Here is a 16,013-nt window from a genome sequence, read left to right as displayed (position 1 = left end):
AATAGTATCATGAGAAGAATTTCGACAAAAACCCAGAGTTTGTCAGGATGCGAAAAAAACCAGTCTGTAGCAAAAGAACAGTGGTTGCGAAATCCAATTTGTTTACCATTGAGCAAATGCATCTTCAATTTGCCAATGGGGCTCAACGTATTTTCGAGCGAATTCGCAGCCATGGACATGGGGCTGTATTAATTGTAGCCCTGACAGCCGGTGAATCCTTATTGCTGGTGCGGGAATATGCAGCAGGTACCGATTCTTATGAATTGGCTTTTCCCAAAGGGTTAATCAACCGGGGGGAAAGTGCTTTAGAAGCAGCAAATCGTGAATTACGAGAGGAAGTGGGGTTTGGGGCAAAGCAGCTTCATTGGCTAAGGCGGATGACTTTAGCGCCAGGGTATTTTGGTGCGATGCTTGATCTGATTGTTGCCTATGATTTATATCCTTCGCCATTGCCAGGAGACGAGCCGGAGCCGCTTGAGGTGGTGGAATGGCCATTAAGCGCTGCGGATGAATTATTGTTGCGTCCTGATTTCTCTGAAGCACGCAGTATTGCTGCACTTTTATTAGTTAAACAATGGTGGAAAAAGGAAAAGAATAATGAATAGACGAGTTAGAGTTGCTGTAACCGGTGCGGCCGGACAAATTGGCTATGCTTTGTTGTTCAGGATAGCCTCAGGGCAAATGTTTGGCCCTCATACCGATGTCGAGTTGCATTTGCTTGAGCTGGAGCAGGCACTGCCTGCGCTTGAGGGGGTGGCGATGGAGTTGGATGATTGTGCATTTCCCCTTCTAAGGCGTATTGTCTGCACTGCGGACTTAAACAAGGCGATGGATGGGGTGAATTGGGCCTTGCTGGTTGGTTCGGTTCCACGTAAGCAGGGAATGGAGCGTTCCGATCTACTGCAAATTAATGGCGGTATTTTCACTAAACAAGGGCAGGCCATTAACGATTATGCTGCAGATGATGTTCAAGTCTTTGTTGTCGGCAATCCTTGCAATACCAACTGTCTTATTGCCATGCACAATGCAAGGGATGTCCCTAATGACAGATTTTATGCGATGACCACATTAGATGAATTAAGGGCGCGTACGCAATTGGCAAAAAAAGCCGGAGTTGCTGTGACTGACGTAAGTCAAATGACAATCTGGGGGAACCATTCCTCAACTCAGTATCCTGATTTTTATAATGCTAAAATTGAGGGCCTGCCGGCAGCGTCTGTTATTAAAGATGAGGTTTGGTTAAAAGGGGAGTTTGTTTCTACGGTACAACAGCGTGGTGCGGCAATACTTAAAGCCCGTGGCGCATCTTCTGCCGCATCGGCTGCCAATGCCATTATTCAGGGGGTTAACCATCTGGTAAATGATACGCCTGCGAATGAATCATTTTCCATGTGCCTGAGTTCACAAGGCGAATATGGTGTGGATGAAGGCCTTGTCTTCTCTTTCCCTTGCTATCGTGTACATGATGAAATTCAGGTAGTAGAAGGATTAAAGTTTAACGAATATGGTCAGGAAAAATTTGACAAAACCCTGGATGAGCTTCGCCAGGAGCGTGACACGGTTAAAGCCTTGGGTTTGCTTAAGGACTAAGTAGGGCAATGCCAAACCAAGATCTATTCTCACTAACTTCCTGGATCCTGCGGCTTGACTGCAGGACCCAGGGATCTTGAATTCATAGTCCAATGAATGCAGCGCCTTTTTTGAAATATTTTCTCACAACACTCAAACCTAACCGTTTGGGCAAACATCAACATGAGGGCTTGAGCTATTACGTCAGGAGAATTCTACTGAACGGCAATCCCAAATGGAGCATAAATCTCTTCTCCATTAATTTTCACCTGAGCGAATAACTTAATAAAACCCGCTTTTTCAGGTTGCAGATGGAACACTAACTCAGGTCCGCCGCGATCACTTTTATGCTGTGGCTCTTTACCCATAGGGTGAATATGCACTATTGTCTTAAAGTCTTCATTAAACCCAACGATATGCGCATAAGCGCCCATCAAAGGTTCTAAAGAGGAGACGGGTTTACCATCAATATCAGTAATTTTGATCCTGCCCATAGCAGGGTTGCCTGCTTTCAACGCTGATTTATCGAAAGTTAAGGTAAACTGATAACCGTTGACAGTGCTTTTATAGGAGGGTTTGCGATCAATAGTGGCTGGTTGGTTATTGGGGGGGGAGGTTAGATCAGTAACAACATACTCCTGCGTCTGGCTGCTTAAAGGAAGCAGGTCAGCCCACATGCGGTAAGTTGCATTGTGACGTTTAGGGTTCCATTCAAATTGATATATGCCAGGCTTTTTCGTTTCTTCAGGATGAATATGACTGTAATCCTTGAGGCTATCATCAATAATCAATAAGTGGATCTTCTGAGTGTGGACTTCACTAAGGTCATTCAATGTGAGGGGTTTATTGCTGGTGATTTCCGCAAGCTTTATACGCACAAGCTTTTTGCCATTTTTATTGATGATTTCTTCGACTGACAGCCGGGTCACTGCTGCTTTTTTCTCAGCATGTACTGGCTGCTTATGCTGATGGTGGTGATCCATGCCGGCAACTGCCAAGGGCTGGTAGGACAGGCTTATCGATAGTAGACTAACGCTCATTGACAGCTTACTGAAATTGTTCACAATAGTGGGTTCTCCATTAATTGGCGCTTTGTACGCCATTGTTCCATCGCATTATAGACTGTGGGTACGACCAGCATATTTAAACAGGTAGAGGTGAACAGGCCGCCCAATAATACTTCTGCTAAAGGCCTCTCTAATTCTTTACCTACAGGGGAGCCCCATAACAAAGGAATTAAACCCAAGGCTGTTGTTGTGGCTGTCATTAAAACTGGAATGAGACGATCCAGGGTACCTTGCATAACCACCTCCTGCAATGGTCTTCCTTCTGCTTGTAATTGATTATAATGAGCGACCAGAATAATACCATTTCTCGTTGCAATGCCAAAGAGAGTAATAAAGCCTACCATTGCTGCAATACTCATTTCTCCATTAACAATAAAAAGCGACACGATGCCGCCAATCAGGGCAAGCGGCAGGTTAAACAGCACCAGGCAAGCCTCCCTTAATGTTCCAAACGCTTTGTACAGGAGTAATAACATGGCAAAAACCGTCAAGGTTCCTAAAAAAAGAAGGGTACGGGATGCTTGTTGCTGGCTTTCAAACTGACCTTCATATTGAATAAAATAGCCTGATGGAAGTTTGATTTTTTCTTTAACCAGCTGTTTGACTTCCTCTACTACCTGCCCTAATGCACGTCCTTGCACATTAAAGGCAACGATAATCATCCGCTGTACATTTTCCCGATTAATTAAAAAAGGTTGTTTCTGTTCTGAAATTTCCGCGACAGCGCGTAAAGGAATTTTTTCAGTTTGTCTGGAGTTGATACCGTGTGCATCAATTAGCATGTTCTGAACATCTTTTATACTGTCACGGCTGGATTCTGCCAGGCGCAGGTATAAGTCAAAACTTCGTTGTCCCTCCAGCACAGTGGAAACGGAAAGTCCATTTAATAAAATTTGAATATCTTCTGAAATTTGCCCGACATTGATTCCATAGTAAGCGGCTTTTTGCCGATCAATTTTAATGATCAATTGGGGAACATCTATTTGTTGTTCTTTATTAAGATCAACAACCCCAGGGACTTGTTTCAGCAGATCGTCTACAGCGTCTCCCAATTGATTGAGGGTAGCTAAATTATCACCAAAAATTTTAACGGCTACCTGGGCACGTATACCGGAAAGAACCTCATCCATTCGATGGGCAATAAATTGACCGATATTAAATGCTGCCCCTGGAATCAGGCTCAGATCCTCGCGAATGTGCTTGAGTAACGCTGCTGAGGACATGCTTTTATCTTTGTCAAAATCAAGGTAAAGATCAAATTCACTGACGTTAGGCGGCAATGCGTCTTCGTCTAACTCGCTTCGCCCGGCACGTTGGGAAATTGAAATCACCTGAGGGTAACTTAATAATCGTTTGCGTACCTGAGCGCCCAGGCGCATCGATTCTTCCAAAGAGGTTCCGGGCAAGGTAGTCATGGCAATAATAAAATTTCCTTCGTGAAATTCAGGTAAAAATGAAGTTCCCAAAAAAGGAAGCAGGGCTAATGCAAGGGCAAAAGCGGCTACAGCACTACCAGTGACCCAGCGAAAATGATTAACGGACCAATGGAGCAGGGGGCGAAAATAATGCTTCAGCCAGATGGCAAATGCCGTTTCCTTTTCTTGATATTTAACCTGCAGTTCTGTTGATTGAGGCAGGCGCTCCTTATCAGTCAAGGCCTGCAAATGGATTCCGCGCTCAGGTTGTTTTTCTTCTTTGCGAACCAGAAGCAGGTAGCACAGTGCTGGAACCATGGTAATAGAAACGGCAAGTGAGCCAAGAACGGAGGCTATGTAAGCGACTGCCAGAGGACTGAAAATACGTTCGGCAATATCAGACAGGAAAAAAATAGGCAGGAAAACCAGACTGACAATAATAGTTGCATAAATAACGGAGTTTCTAATTTCAAGAACAGCATCAAAAACGATTTCCAGAGCAGGCAAGGGGGTGGCAGCCAGGCGATTTAAGCGTAAACGACGGACTACATTTTCAACAGTAATGATCCCATCGTCAACCACCTCACCTATCGCAATGGCAAGACCGCCCAGGGTCATGGCGTTAATGCCGAGGCCAAAAAGATATAAAACCAAAATGCCAATGATAAAGGAAACCGGCATCGATAAGAAGGTAATAAAAGAAGCCCTGGCATTCATCAAAAAAATGAATAAAACGGCAATAACAATTAAAGCACCTTGTAACAAGGCAATACTTAAATTGCGGATGGCTGCTTCAATGAAGTTCGCCTGGCGGAATACATCCGTCGTTAATGTTACCTCCGGGGGCAACGCATGGGTTATGTCTGCCAAGGCCTTTTCTACTTTTCTTGTTGTAGCCAGAGTATCCGCACCATGCGTTTTTGAGATGGTGCCAATCACTGCATTTTTTAAACCATAAGCCCCATCGCCCCGTTTGATCTCGCCGCCAAAACGTATGGTAGCGACGTTCCCTACGGTGATAGGCACTCCTTTGCGGGTTGTGATAATCGTTTTCCGAATATCGTCCAGTGTCTTGATTCGCCCAATCGTGCCAATGATTAATTCCCTGCCTGATTTTTGCAGATAAGCCCCTGGGACATTGCGATTTGAGCTGGCCAGCGCTTCGCGTACGTCTTCAACACTGATGCGATAGGCAAGCATCCGCGACGGGTCTAAAAGAACCTGGTATTGCTTGACCTCCCCTCCCAGCGAGACGACAGAAGCTACCCCGCCCAAGGCAAGCAGGCGTGGGCGAATAACCCAGTCAGAAATAGTGCGTAATTCTTCTGCTGAGAATTTATCACTGACCAGGGCGTATTTAAGCATCCAGCCTACAGCGGAGATGACCGGCAACATAATGGGTGATGAGCTTCCAGGCGGCAACTTTCCTGCTACCTGCTGAATTCGCTCATTAATCAGTTGGCGGGCAAGGTAGATGTCTGTGTTATCATTAAAAATGATAACAATGGTTGAAAGTCCGGCTGAAGTTCTTGAGCGCACGCTGTCAACGCCAGGCGTCCCGTTGATGGCACTTTCTAAAGGATAGGTAATCAAGGCTTCCACATCCTGGGGTGCCATGCCTGGTGCTTCAGTCTGCAGCACAACCTGTGGGGGGGCAAATTCCGGAAAAACGTCAATCGGCATATTTTTTAAGGCGTATCCACCCAGTATGCACAACCCCAAAGTCAGGGCTAATACCAGCGGACGATTTGTCAGTGACCAGGCGATTATACGATTAAACATCTAGTGGTGATCCTTTTCTGGGGCAGCATGGCCGCCGCCGGTTAACCAGAAAGTATATAGTTGTCTGTTTCCCTGAACCACCACCTCATCTCCGGCATGCAGACCTTCTGTAACCTCAGAGAAATGATCATTGCTTAGACCGGTCTGGATAACGATACGTTGAAATTTATTGTCTTGCCGTATAAAAACGAATTTTTCACCATTGGCTTCCAGAATAGCGGTATTGGGAATAGTCAATGCGTTCTGGTTTTCCCCCAACATCAGGTTGGCGCGTGTAAACATGCCTGGTTTCAATAGATTGCCAACATTTTCAAGCATAATTTGTACATTTACCGTTCTTGTCATTGAGTCAAGGTTGGGTTCGATGAGAAAAACCTCGCCGGTAAAAGTCTTTGCAGGGTAGCTTAAAACATCCAGAGAGGCCTTTTGACCCACTTTAACTTTCCCCAGGTCTTCCTCATAAACCTTTGCCATGAGGAGCAATCGTTTGCGGTTGCTGATATGGAACAATACGGTGTCAGGTTCCACAGCCTGTCCTAAATTTACATTGCGAGCATCAATTATTCCTGCAATTGGAGCATAAACAATAATGCTGGGGGGCGGGTCACCAATCAATCTTGACTGTACTTTGAGTAGTGGCTGATCTACTTTGACCTGATCGCCCAGATTGGCATATACAGCCGCAACATTGCCGCTTATCCTGACACTGACATCCGCCTGTTCGTTTGGCAGGAGTTGAATTTCACCATTTAAGCCAAGTGACTGAGTCATTGGCCGCCGACTGGCCTTCACCAATTTTAAGTCAATGATGTTTTGTTGTTCTTTAGTTAAATAGATTGGTCCTTTGGGCTGATAATCGCTGATTTCGATTTTTTCGCCATGACCAAAGGCACAGAGACAGCGGAACATGGCAGCTAATAAAATTAACATAGAGCCTGGAGGCAGGTTCTTTAATTTGAGAATTTTAGGCCTGGAGGCGTGCATTTAGAATTCCTTCTCAGAAAAATTAGGGCAGAACGATGCCGTATAATTTCCTAATGCAATACATAATCTTACCAGAGCCTGCAGGTATTTTTCGAGTAAATTAAGTTGGGCTACTTGTAAATCGTTTTGTTGGCGCTGTATTTGCAAAACATCCAATAAAGAAAGTTGTCCATTCCTGTAAGCTGATCTTGCCAGCTTATTATTACGGTTAATAAGGTTCAACGTGCGATTCGTTTGTGATTGTTTCATTGTTACCTGTAAGGCCTGTAACTGCCTGTAGTTGCTGATGACTTCTGTTTCAATAGCCAGTTTTATTGCTTTGAGCCGTAGCAGGCTTTGTATTCCTTGTGCATTTGCTTCCTCGATGCGTCCCTGATTGGCGTTTAGTAAAGGCAAGGGGACAGAGACATTAATCATTAATGCTCTGTCTGCCTGCTGGGGTGGGGCACCATCTACGACCTGTTTGTTTTGTTGGATACCAAGACCGACACTCCAGTCAGCCCATCGTTCTGCGCGGGCAAGTTGTTGTTGTGCCTGGGAGCGATGAAGATTTAATCTGGCTATTTGCATTTCTGGTCGCTGCTTTAACGCTATTTTTTGCAGGACTTTCATATCTGGTAACGGTATTGGTTTCGGCAGTTTTTTATCAAAGGCTAATGCTGGCTGCCCAGAGCGCCCCAATAACTGATTTAATTTGGCAATTTGATTGACTCTTAAGCTTTCCTGGGTTTGTCTTTCCTGTAAAATCCGTTGATACTCCAATGCTGAAGTATTGACGTCCAGCTCTGAAACCTCTGCTGCATGAAATCGTTTCTGACTTACCTGGATGAGTTGCTGGTTAATAGTCAAAAGTCTGTCTAATTGGGACAAACGGGCTTCGACAATCAGAAGAGTATAGAAGCTATCTGCTACCTGGCCTTTGAGTTCTCGTTTGGCATTTCTGATTTCAGCTTCAGCAAGCGCAAGATCAAGTCGTGCTATATTTTTTTGTTTGCTTATTCGCCCTGAGATGGGGAATGCCTGTTGGAATCTTATACTGCGCGTATATTCTCCTTCATCCGTAAAGAGACGATCATCGTTATCGGCAATTTCCAATCTTGGGTTAGGCCATAATCCCGCCTGCTTTAGTCTGGCTTGGGCTAATATAAGGTTGTATTGGGCTGCTTTTAAATCCCTGTTGTTCTCAATAGCAATCTTAATCAACTGCTCTAATGTTAATCCAGGTTTGGCTAAGGCGATGAAGGGGAGAAATCCGATTAGGAAAAGAAGCATTTTCAGGTACAAAGCCCTTCTCATAAATTGACCCAACGCAAGCGCAAAGCATTAACAATAACAGAAACAGAACTTAGCGACATGGCTGCAGCAGCTATCATTGGATTCAAAAGCAGCCCGGTTAAAGGATATAGGATACCTGCAGCTATAGGGACGCCTAGCGCGTTGTAGATAAAGGCAAAGAATAAATTTTGGCGAATATTACGCATGGTTGCTTCAGATAAAAAACGCGCTTTAACAATGCCATGTAAATCACCATGCAGCAAAGTAATGCCTGCGCTTTCAATGGCGATATCGGTACCGGTTCCCATAGCTATACCAATCTCTGCCTGAGCAAGTGCAGGTGCATCATTGATGCCATCACCGGCCATGGCAACAATTTTCTTCTTGTTTTGAAATTCCTCGACAATACGGATTTTATCAGCGGGGAGCACTTCAGCAATTACCTGATGGATATTCAATTGAGCAGCAACGGCTTCTGCCGTTTTTTTGTTATCGCCAGTCAGCATAACGATCTCGATACCTTCTTGCTGCAGGGCTTTAATAGCTGCCGGGGTTGCAGATTTAATCGGATCTTCGATAACCAGCATTGCGGCCGGCTTATGCATAATGGCCATAAACATCACCGATGCTCCTGTAGAGCGCAATCTGTCAGCCTGCTCATCAAATGCGGAGAAATCAATCTGCTCACTTTCCATTAATTGCATGGTGCCGATTACAATGGACTTATCATTTACAACGCCGCGTATACCTTTACCTGTAAGGGCATCAAAACTGCTGGCTGCTGCAAATGACAATCCCTTTTTTTTTGCTGCGAGGACAATCGCCTGAGCCAGGGGGTGCTCGCTATTGTTTTCGAGTGCTGCGGCGAGTGCCAGGATTTCATCCTCTGTCTTTTCCAGGCTGATAATCCGAGTGAGTTTGGGGCGGCCTTCCGTTAGGGTTCCTGTTTTGTCAATCACAAGGGTATCCACTTTTTCCATTCGCTCGAGAGCTTCTGCATTTTTAATCAGTACGCCTTGACCAGCCCCTCTGCCAATGCCCACCATGATCGACATCGGGGTTGCAAGGCCGAGTGCGCAAGGGCAGGCAATAATTAACACGGAGACGGCAGCAATCAGGGCATAACTAAAAGCAGGTTGGGGGCCAATAAGCAGCCATGTAATCAAGGCAATAATAGCGATTAGCAGCACCACGGGAACAAACCAGCTGGAAACGGCATCGGCTAATCGTTGAATAGGAGCACGACTGCGTTGGGCTTCGCTTACCATCTGTACAATTCGCTCTAACATTGTATCCTGACCGATATGCACTGCTTTCATGATGAAGCTGCCAGTTTGATTAATGGTCGCTCCAATAACCTGGGAGCCGATCCCTTTACTAACAGGGATGGGTTCTCCCGTGATCATCGATTCATCAATCAGGCTTCGCCCTTCAATAATTTCGCCATCGACGGGAATTTTTTCGCCTGGGCGAACGCGTAGTAAATCGCCTTGTGCAATCTTATCGAGACTGACTTCAAACTCCTTATCATCTTGAAGCTTATGAGCTGTTTTCGGGGCTAATTCCAGTAAGGCTCGAATAGCACCGCCAGTCTTTTCACGCGCTTTAAGTTCCAGTACCTGACCTAGTAAGACCAGGGTGATTATCACTGCTGCGGCTTCAAAGTATATTTCCACTGTACCTTGTTCAGTGCGAAAAGCGTGTGGAAAAAGATTGGGGAATAAAGTGGCTGTCAGACTATAGGCCCAGGCGACGCCTGTGCCTATAGCAATTAAGGTAAACATATTCAGGTGACGGGTTTTTAGTGATTGCCATCCTCGTTGAAAAAATGGCCAACCACCCCAAAGGACTACCGGTGTAGCTAATATCATTTGTATCCAGATTGACAAACGAGCGGTCATCGCCTGGATAAAAATATGCTCCCCCATTGCCAGGATAAAAACAGGCAGGGTTAATATCAATGAGACCCAAAAGCGGTAGCGCATGTCTTTGTATTCCGGGTTGGTTCCTTCTTCCATACGGATGGATTCAGGCTCAAGCGCCATGCCGCAAAGGGGACAGTTACCGGGTTTCTCCTGACGGACTTCAGGATGCATCGGGCAAGTATACATTATTGTTCCATGAGAAAGGTCAGACGAGTTCCGTCTGGTTACTGGTTTCTTTGACTTATGGCAACAGGCAGGGTTTTCAGAAGGGTGATGATTGTCATGCATAATAAGCTCTATCCGGACTACCATTAATTAACACCAACCGCAGTTTTAATTGCCCTCAGTTAACCTTGTAAATCGATCTGGGGTTGGTGATAACAGTCCCTTATAAGCTGCATTAACCGCCAAAATGGGCAGGGCAGGTTTGCAACCTACCTGGGCTTAGGACTGCTCCCAGAATTATTGCTCTCAGGAATGTAAAACATCTTTTTCCAATAGCTGCTTTCTTTGCATCCTCGAAACAATAATGAAGGTAATAAGCGACTATAATATCGGGATGATTCGGCTGTTTCCTTAACCTTGGGAGGATCTTTGTCTTCTTTTTTTATTTCAGGAGCAGTGGGTAGGCATTTGCCTTCGTATTTTTCTCTGACCTTTGCATAGATATCCTGTAAGTAACCGGCTAACTCAGGGCTTTTTGCCATACATTCACTGGTTATTTCCTGAAGGATCCTTTGCTTCAGTTGGAGTGTTTTGTATTTAGGGTGTTGCTCTCCAATGCTGTCCTCCTCATCTCCCAATACCTCATTTAACGAAATTATATCCTTGGATCTTAAAAAAACAGGCGTTAAATTCTCAGCTGATTTGTGCAGGGCAATTTCGTTTCTTAATGTGCGGAAATTACTCAAAGGCGAAATCATTTCGCATTGTACTGCAAAATCTTTCTGACAAGGCTTAGGTAACTCTTTGCTAAATTTATAATCAATATCAATTGTTAACAGCAGATTAACTACCAGAAAATACCCTTCATAGCAGTGATTTTTCTTCAGGAGATTGGCAACAGAAAGCCATCGACGAAAGGTATTAAGCTGAATATCCCGTTTATTATGGCAGCAAATGTCCTCTTTAATGAAATACTCAAGGATATTGCGTTCCTCTAGGAAACGCTTTACTCTCGAGCTGGCTTTCATGATATCAGTAAAGCCTGAAGGATTTGAAAAATCATCTGCATTGAGCTGTGTAAATGCTTCTCTTAATTTACAGTTGATGATGTTTGCCCTGCCGCATGCAAAACTTCGTTCTATGTAGGAGTACAGGGCTTTTTCTTTATTTGTTTTCCGGATGGATTCCTGGATCTCAGGCTCGGCAATTTTTTCATTCCACTCGTCTGAAGCAAATAGTTTGTGCAGAAAGAGAGTACGGTTTTTTAACCAATGGCGTAGAGTATTTCGGGGCACGTTAAACTATCCTCGCTTATGTTTTCCTCATATTGAATAGCTTCTTATTTTGAGTCAAGGATAATTATCAAAAAATTAATAGTCCTTTGATTAAACGATGGATGAAGAAGCAGTTTTTGCTTTGACAGGTATCGCTAACGGCGCTTAAAAACCAAGAGGGACCAACCATCATGGCTTTCTGCTTTTTGGTGGCTAAAGTCAGCTTGATAGGCATTTATAAGCAAAGCGGCCTGCTCTTCCAGGATGCCGGAAACAACCAAAGTACCGTTATCGTTAAGCAGATCTTTAAACCGGGTTGTCAAACTGATTAATGGTGCCAAAAGAATGTTGGCGATGAGTAAATCAGCTTGACCTTCCAAATCCTCAGGGAAGCCGATAATGAGTTGGGATGGCTCCTTAATATTTGCAATGGCGTTATCTTTTGTCGCTTGCAGCGCCTGTTCATCAATATCGACAGCATAAACTTTTGAGGCGCCAAGTTTTAAGGCTGCCAGAGCCAGGATTCCTGAACCACAGCCATAATCAATCACTACTTTTCCATCTAATGACGCCTGATCCAGCCAATTTAAGCAAAGTGACGTTGTTGGATGGGTTCCAGTGCCAAAAGCAAGTCCTGGATCGAGAATTAAATTGACAGCATCAGGATCGGGTGGCTCTGCCCAGGAAGGGCAAATCCATAATTTTTCACCAAAACGCTGAGGTTTAAAGTCAACCATCCACACGCGCTCCCAATCCTGGTCAGGCAGCTGCTGGACGCTAAAGTTCAAATGGCTGTATTGTTGAGCCAGTATTTTCAGAGCCAGATGGGCATCCAGCTCTTCTGTGTAAAGAGCATTAACAACAACATCAGGCCAAAGCGGGGTTGTTCCTGGTTGGGGCTCAAGTACCGGTTCATCATGCTGATCAGTTAATGTAACTGACAAGGCACCCGTTTCTTCGAGTGCCTCGGTCAACCGTTCTACTTCGTCGCGCTGACACTGTTCAATTTGCAATTGATACCACACTGCATCATTCCTTCAGCATTTTTTCTAAATAGTGAATATTGGTACCGCCCTGCATAAAGGCTTTGTCGCGCAGGATACGTTGATGTAATTCAATGTTGGTTTTTATGCCATCGATAATAATTTCATCCAGGGCATTGCGCATTCTGGCAAATGCTTCGGCTCGGGTTTCACCATAACTGATTAGTTTGCCTATCATAGAGTCATAATTAGGTGGGACAGTGTAGCTGCTGTAAATGTGGGAATCAAAGCGAATGCCAGGACCGCCTGGTTGATGTAGAAGACGTATAGTCCCTGGCGAGGGCATAAATGTTTTTGCATCTTCTGCATTGATACGGCATTCAACTGCATGCCCATGAAACTTGATGTCTTCCTGTTTTAATGTGAAAGGCATATCACTGGCAATTTTGATTTGTTCTTTAACGATATCAATTCCTGTAATCAATTCTGTAACGGGATGTTCAACCTGAATACGGGTATTCATTTCAATAAAATAAAAACAGCCATCCTGATATAAGAACTCGAAAGTACCGGCGCCACGGTACCTTAATTCACGGCAGGCATTAATCACTGATTGCCCGATTTCTTCTCTTAATTCGGGGCTAATACCAGGTGCTGGTGCTTCTTCGACGACTTTTTGATGACGACGCTGCATTGAACAGTCACGCTCCCCCAAGTGTATGGCATTGCCTTTGCCATCACCCAAGACCTGGAATTCAACATGACGTGGATTTTCCAGGAATTTTTCCATATAGACCATTGAATTGTTAAAGGCAGCCTTTGCTTCACTGCGCGTTAAGGCAATCGCGTTAAGCAAGTTGGCTTCGCTATGGACAACCCGCATCCCTCGACCGCCACCGCCGCCTGCCGCTTTAATGATAACCGGATAGCCTACTTTACGGCCCAACGCCAGATTTAGTTGCTCATCGTCTGATAGAGGGCCATCTGAACCGGGAACGCAGGGAACACCGGCTTTTTTCATGGCGGCAATTGCCGACACCTTATCTCCCATTAAGCGAATGGTATCGCCTCGTGGGCCAATAAAACGAAAACCACTTTGCTCTACAATATCTGCAAAATCGGCATTCTCCGATAAGAAGCCATATCCCGGATGGATTGCGACAGCATCGGTAACTTCTGCAGCGGAAATAATTGCAGGAATATTCAGATAGCTTTTTTGTGAGTTGGCAGGACCAATGCATACGGTTTCATCAGCAAGCCGCACATGAAGTAAATCTTTGTCCACATCTGAGTGAACGGCAACAGTCTGGATGCCAAGTTCTTTACAGGCGCGGAGAATGCGAAGGGCTATCTCCCCGCGGTTGGCGATAACAATTTTACTGAGCATGGACGTGTCTCCTATTCCTCAATGATAAATAGAGGCTGGTCATACTCAACGGGTTCACCATTAGCGACCAGAATGTCCACTACTTTTCCAGCGCGGTCTGCTTCGATTTCATTGAACATCTTCATAGCCTCAACGATACAGAGCGTATCGCCTACCTTGACGGTTTGGCCAATCGTCACAAAAGCGGCTGCATCGGGCGAGGGAGAAGTATACATGGTTCCCACCATTGGTGAGCGCACCTTATGGCCGGAAGCAACCGGAGTCTCAGGCTTGCTGTCGTGGGCAGCGATATTTGATGCTGCAGGTTGAACTGTAGCCTGAGGAATCGGGGCAATGTAACGTGCCTGTGGTGGTTGCTCTACGGCATAGTTGTGGCGGCTAAGGCGTACCGACTCTTCGCCTTCCTTGATTTCAATTTCTGAAATGCCTGTTTCTTCCAATAATTCAATTAATTTTTTAATTTTACGGATATCCATTGATAATAACTCTCTAATTTAGTTTATCTGTAATTGCTTGCAAAGCCAGGAAGTATCCCCTGACACCTAAACCGCTGATAACCCCTTGGGCAATATCGGAAAAGTAAGAGTGATGGCGAAAGCTTTCGCGCGAATAAATATTACTGATATGAATTTCAATAAAGGGAAGCGCTGTTGCTAGCAAAGCATCGCGAATTGCAATGCTGGTATGGGTAAATGCTGCCGGATTAATGATCAGGTAATCTGTTTTGTTATCCGCAGCCTGATGGATAAACTCAATGAAGCTTGCTTCAGAGTTGGTTTGTTTACAGGTTAATGACAATCCCGCTTGATTCGCCTGCTTAACCAATGAAGCATCGAGTTCTGCCAGGGTAGTTCCCCCGTAAATATGGGGTTCGCGCAATCCCAGGCGATTGAGGTTCGGTCCGTGGAGAGCAAGTATTTTCTTCATTATGAGGTCATTTAACAAAATTGCGGTGATTTTGCCTTAACTTGGCAATTTTGTCTATATGTAAGATGATATCGGCATGATAGCGACATAATGGCGGGTTTTAATCAATTCTCTGCTTAAGATAAAGAAACTGGCAATTGGCAGGAGGTTCAAATTAAAATCGGTATTTTTTACAGGGGGCAGATTGAGTAAGACCAGGCATCAGTATCAGGATTTAATTGCTATTTTTAATAGCTGTTTTGAGTCCCGATATAATACTAAACTCGTCAGAGGTAATGATGAGCCGCTTTACCTTCCTGCGGATGCGACAAGGCCATTTAATGCCATTTTCTTTGCCCATGGCTTTTTCAGCAGCGCCCTTCATGAGTGTGCGCACTGGCTGATTGCAGGCAAAGAGCGCAGGAAACAGGTAGACTATGGTTACTGGTATGTGGCTGACGGGCGTAACGCAGAACAGCAATCCCTCTTTCAGCGCGTTGAAGTAAAGCCCCAGGCATTGGAGTGGATACTTTCAATGGCTGCTGGCTATCGATTTCGCATCAGTGTCGATAATCTGAATGGGGCTCCTCCTGAGACGGAAGCATTTAAGCAGGCGATTCATCAGCAGGTTTTGTGTTACTGCGAGCAGGGCTTGCCGCGGCGTGCTGCCCAATTCAGAGAGGCATTATGTCAATTTTATGAGACTGCTTATTGTATCAATAGCAACTTTTTTGAGATTGAAGACCTATAGTAATTTATTGATGCCAATGGTATTTTACTAATTTTTACTTGCATAAAATTAAGGACTGAGGCAATGCAAAGAAAAAACAGGGTTCTTTTGTTGAGTTGCATACTCCTCGTATCTATTTCGTCAGGATTGATGATGACTGCAGCACAGGCAGGGACTCCCTTGTGGATCTTTGAACCCCTGACAGCGACCACGGTTGCAGTGCCTGCCAATGGTACGGCGATGGTGCAATACCGGGTGACTAATCAATCGAGCAAGCCGAAGACGTTGGTGATGCAATCCATTAGTGGCGTTACCCAAACCAACTCTGGACTGGGCATTTGTGGCAATCCATTTGTGCTCAGGGGCAAAAGTTCCTGCATTCTGTCTTTACAAATAGTTGGCAGCCAGATAAGCAGCCCTATTGCCGATGGGCCAGTGGTTTGCCAACAAGGTTCTACCAGCCAGTGTTATCGGCCCAGTAGCGCCAATATTTTACGCATTTCTCAGGCGCCAGCGATAACGGATGCGGTGATTAGCGTCACAGGGTCTCC

At 45.0% G+C, this 16,013-nt stretch carries 13 protein-coding genes and 1 pseudogene; 4 read left to right on the top strand and 10 right to left on the bottom strand.

The genetic code is table 11. The annotated features are described in order from the left end of the window. The first annotated feature begins 47 nt into the window (after positions 1-47). Positions 48-605 (top strand): ADP compounds hydrolase NudE, encoded by a 558-nt coding sequence (gene nudE, locus E1O65_RS10300; protein WP_133133525.1) that lies wholly within the window; start codon positions 48-50, stop codon positions 603-605. Continuing rightward, positions 598-1,590, top strand: coding sequence for a malate dehydrogenase (locus E1O65_RS10295; RefSeq protein WP_207384242.1), 993 nt, complete (start codon positions 598-600; stop codon positions 1,588-1,590). Before nudE ends, E1O65_RS10295 begins: the two co-directional genes overlap by 8 nt. A gap of 194 nt (positions 1,591-1,784) precedes the next feature. Here E1O65_RS10295 and E1O65_RS10290 read toward each other — a convergent pair whose 3' ends face one another. From E1O65_RS10290 to aroQ, 10 genes are all read right to left on the bottom strand, one after another. Further along, complete coding sequence (locus E1O65_RS10290; RefSeq protein WP_133133523.1) at positions 1,785-2,609, bottom strand: hypothetical protein; 825 nt, start codon at positions 2,607-2,609, stop codon at positions 1,785-1,787. A 20-nt stretch (positions 2,610-2,629) separates the two neighbouring features. Further along, positions 2,630-5,833 (bottom strand): efflux RND transporter permease subunit, encoded by a 3,204-nt coding sequence (locus E1O65_RS10285; protein WP_133133522.1) that lies wholly within the window; start codon positions 5,831-5,833, stop codon positions 2,630-2,632. Further along, the gene (locus tag E1O65_RS10280) at positions 5,834-6,817 is read right to left on the bottom strand and encodes an efflux RND transporter periplasmic adaptor subunit (protein WP_347400070.1); all 984 of its coding nucleotides are present in this window, start codon (positions 6,815-6,817) and stop codon (positions 5,834-5,836) included. Further along, entirely contained in the window at positions 6,818-8,113 is a 1,296-nt protein-coding gene (locus tag E1O65_RS10275; protein ID WP_133133521.1) for a TolC family protein, read from the bottom strand. Further along, positions 8,110-10,305 (bottom strand): copper-translocating P-type ATPase, encoded by a 2,196-nt coding sequence (locus E1O65_RS10270; RefSeq protein ID WP_133133520.1) that lies wholly within the window; start codon positions 10,303-10,305, stop codon positions 8,110-8,112. Before E1O65_RS10270 ends, E1O65_RS10275 begins: the two co-directional genes overlap by 4 nt. Before the next feature lie 146 nt (positions 10,306-10,451). After that, positions 10,452-11,477 carry a RasGEF domain-containing protein gene (locus E1O65_RS10265; RefSeq protein WP_133133519.1) on the bottom strand — a complete coding sequence of 342 codons (1,026 nt, stop codon included), beginning with the start codon at positions 11,475-11,477 and terminating at the stop codon, positions 10,452-10,454. 134 nt (positions 11,478-11,611) lie between these two features. Next, positions 11,612-12,481, bottom strand: a complete 870-nt coding sequence (gene prmA / locus E1O65_RS10260; protein WP_133133518.1) for a 50S ribosomal protein L11 methyltransferase — start codon at positions 12,479-12,481, stop codon at positions 11,612-11,614. A 4-nt stretch (positions 12,482-12,485) separates the two neighbouring features. After that, positions 12,486-13,826 (bottom strand): acetyl-CoA carboxylase biotin carboxylase subunit, encoded by a 1,341-nt coding sequence (accC, locus tag E1O65_RS10255; RefSeq protein ID WP_133133517.1) that lies wholly within the window; start codon positions 13,824-13,826, stop codon positions 12,486-12,488. 11 nt (positions 13,827-13,837) lie between these two features. Next, complete coding sequence (gene accB / locus E1O65_RS10250) at positions 13,838-14,302, bottom strand: acetyl-CoA carboxylase biotin carboxyl carrier protein (RefSeq protein WP_133133516.1); 465 nt, start codon at positions 14,300-14,302, stop codon at positions 13,838-13,840. Between the two features lie 13 nt (positions 14,303-14,315). Continuing rightward, on the bottom strand, positions 14,316-14,753 hold the full coding sequence (gene aroQ, locus E1O65_RS10245; RefSeq protein WP_133133515.1) for a type II 3-dehydroquinate dehydratase: 438 nt from the start codon (positions 14,751-14,753) through the stop codon (positions 14,316-14,318). Positions 14,754-14,937: 184 nt separating this feature from the next. On the opposite strand from aroQ, the gene E1O65_RS10240 reads away from it, so the two are divergent. Further along, the gene (locus tag E1O65_RS10240) at positions 14,938-15,483 is read left to right on the top strand and encodes an elongation factor P hydroxylase (RefSeq protein ID WP_133133514.1); all 546 of its coding nucleotides are present in this window, start codon (positions 14,938-14,940) and stop codon (positions 15,481-15,483) included. Positions 15,484-15,546: 63 nt separating this feature from the next. Beyond that, positions 15,547-16,013 (top strand): annotated as a pseudogene (locus E1O65_RS10235) (hypothetical protein); the annotation flags it as partial.

Source organism: Legionella sp. W10-070 (assembly GCF_900640175.1).
In the GTDB taxonomy this organism is placed as follows: Bacteria; Pseudomonadota; Gammaproteobacteria; order Legionellales; family Legionellaceae; genus Tatlockia.
The sequence above is the reverse complement of the archived record's forward strand: the minus strand, read 5'-3'. Positions and strand labels throughout refer to the sequence as shown.

Bases quoted from the DNA above. Each gene is read 5' to 3' on its own strand.
- nudE (WP_133133525.1), top strand. From the start codon at position 48: ATGCGAAAAAAACCAGTCTGTAGCAAAAGAACAGTGGTTGCGAAATCC.
- E1O65_RS10295 (WP_207384242.1), top strand. From the start codon at position 598: ATGAATAGACGAGTTAGAGTTGCTGTAACCGGTGCGGCCGGACAAATT.
- E1O65_RS10290 (WP_133133523.1), bottom strand. From the start codon at position 2,609: ATGAGCGTTAGTCTACTATCGATAAGCCTGTCCTACCAGCCCTTGGCA.
- E1O65_RS10285 (WP_133133522.1), bottom strand. From the start codon at position 5,833: ATGTTTAATCGTATAATCGCCTGGTCACTGACAAATCGTCCGCTGGTA.
- E1O65_RS10280 (WP_347400070.1), bottom strand. From the start codon at position 6,817: ATGCACGCCTCCAGGCCTAAAATTCTCAAATTAAAGAACCTGCCTCCA.
- E1O65_RS10275 (WP_133133521.1), bottom strand. From the start codon at position 8,113: ATGAGAAGGGCTTTGTACCTGAAAATGCTTCTTTTCCTAATCGGATTT.
- E1O65_RS10270 (WP_133133520.1), bottom strand. From the start codon at position 10,305: ATGCATGACAATCATCACCCTTCTGAAAACCCTGCCTGTTGCCATAAG.
- accC (WP_133133517.1), bottom strand. From the start codon at position 13,826: ATGCTCAGTAAAATTGTTATCGCCAACCGCGGGGAGATAGCCCTTCGC.
- accB (WP_133133516.1), bottom strand. From the start codon at position 14,302: ATGGATATCCGTAAAATTAAAAAATTAATTGAATTATTGGAAGAAACA.
- aroQ (WP_133133515.1), bottom strand. From the start codon at position 14,753: ATGAAGAAAATACTTGCTCTCCACGGACCGAACCTCAATCGCCTGGGA.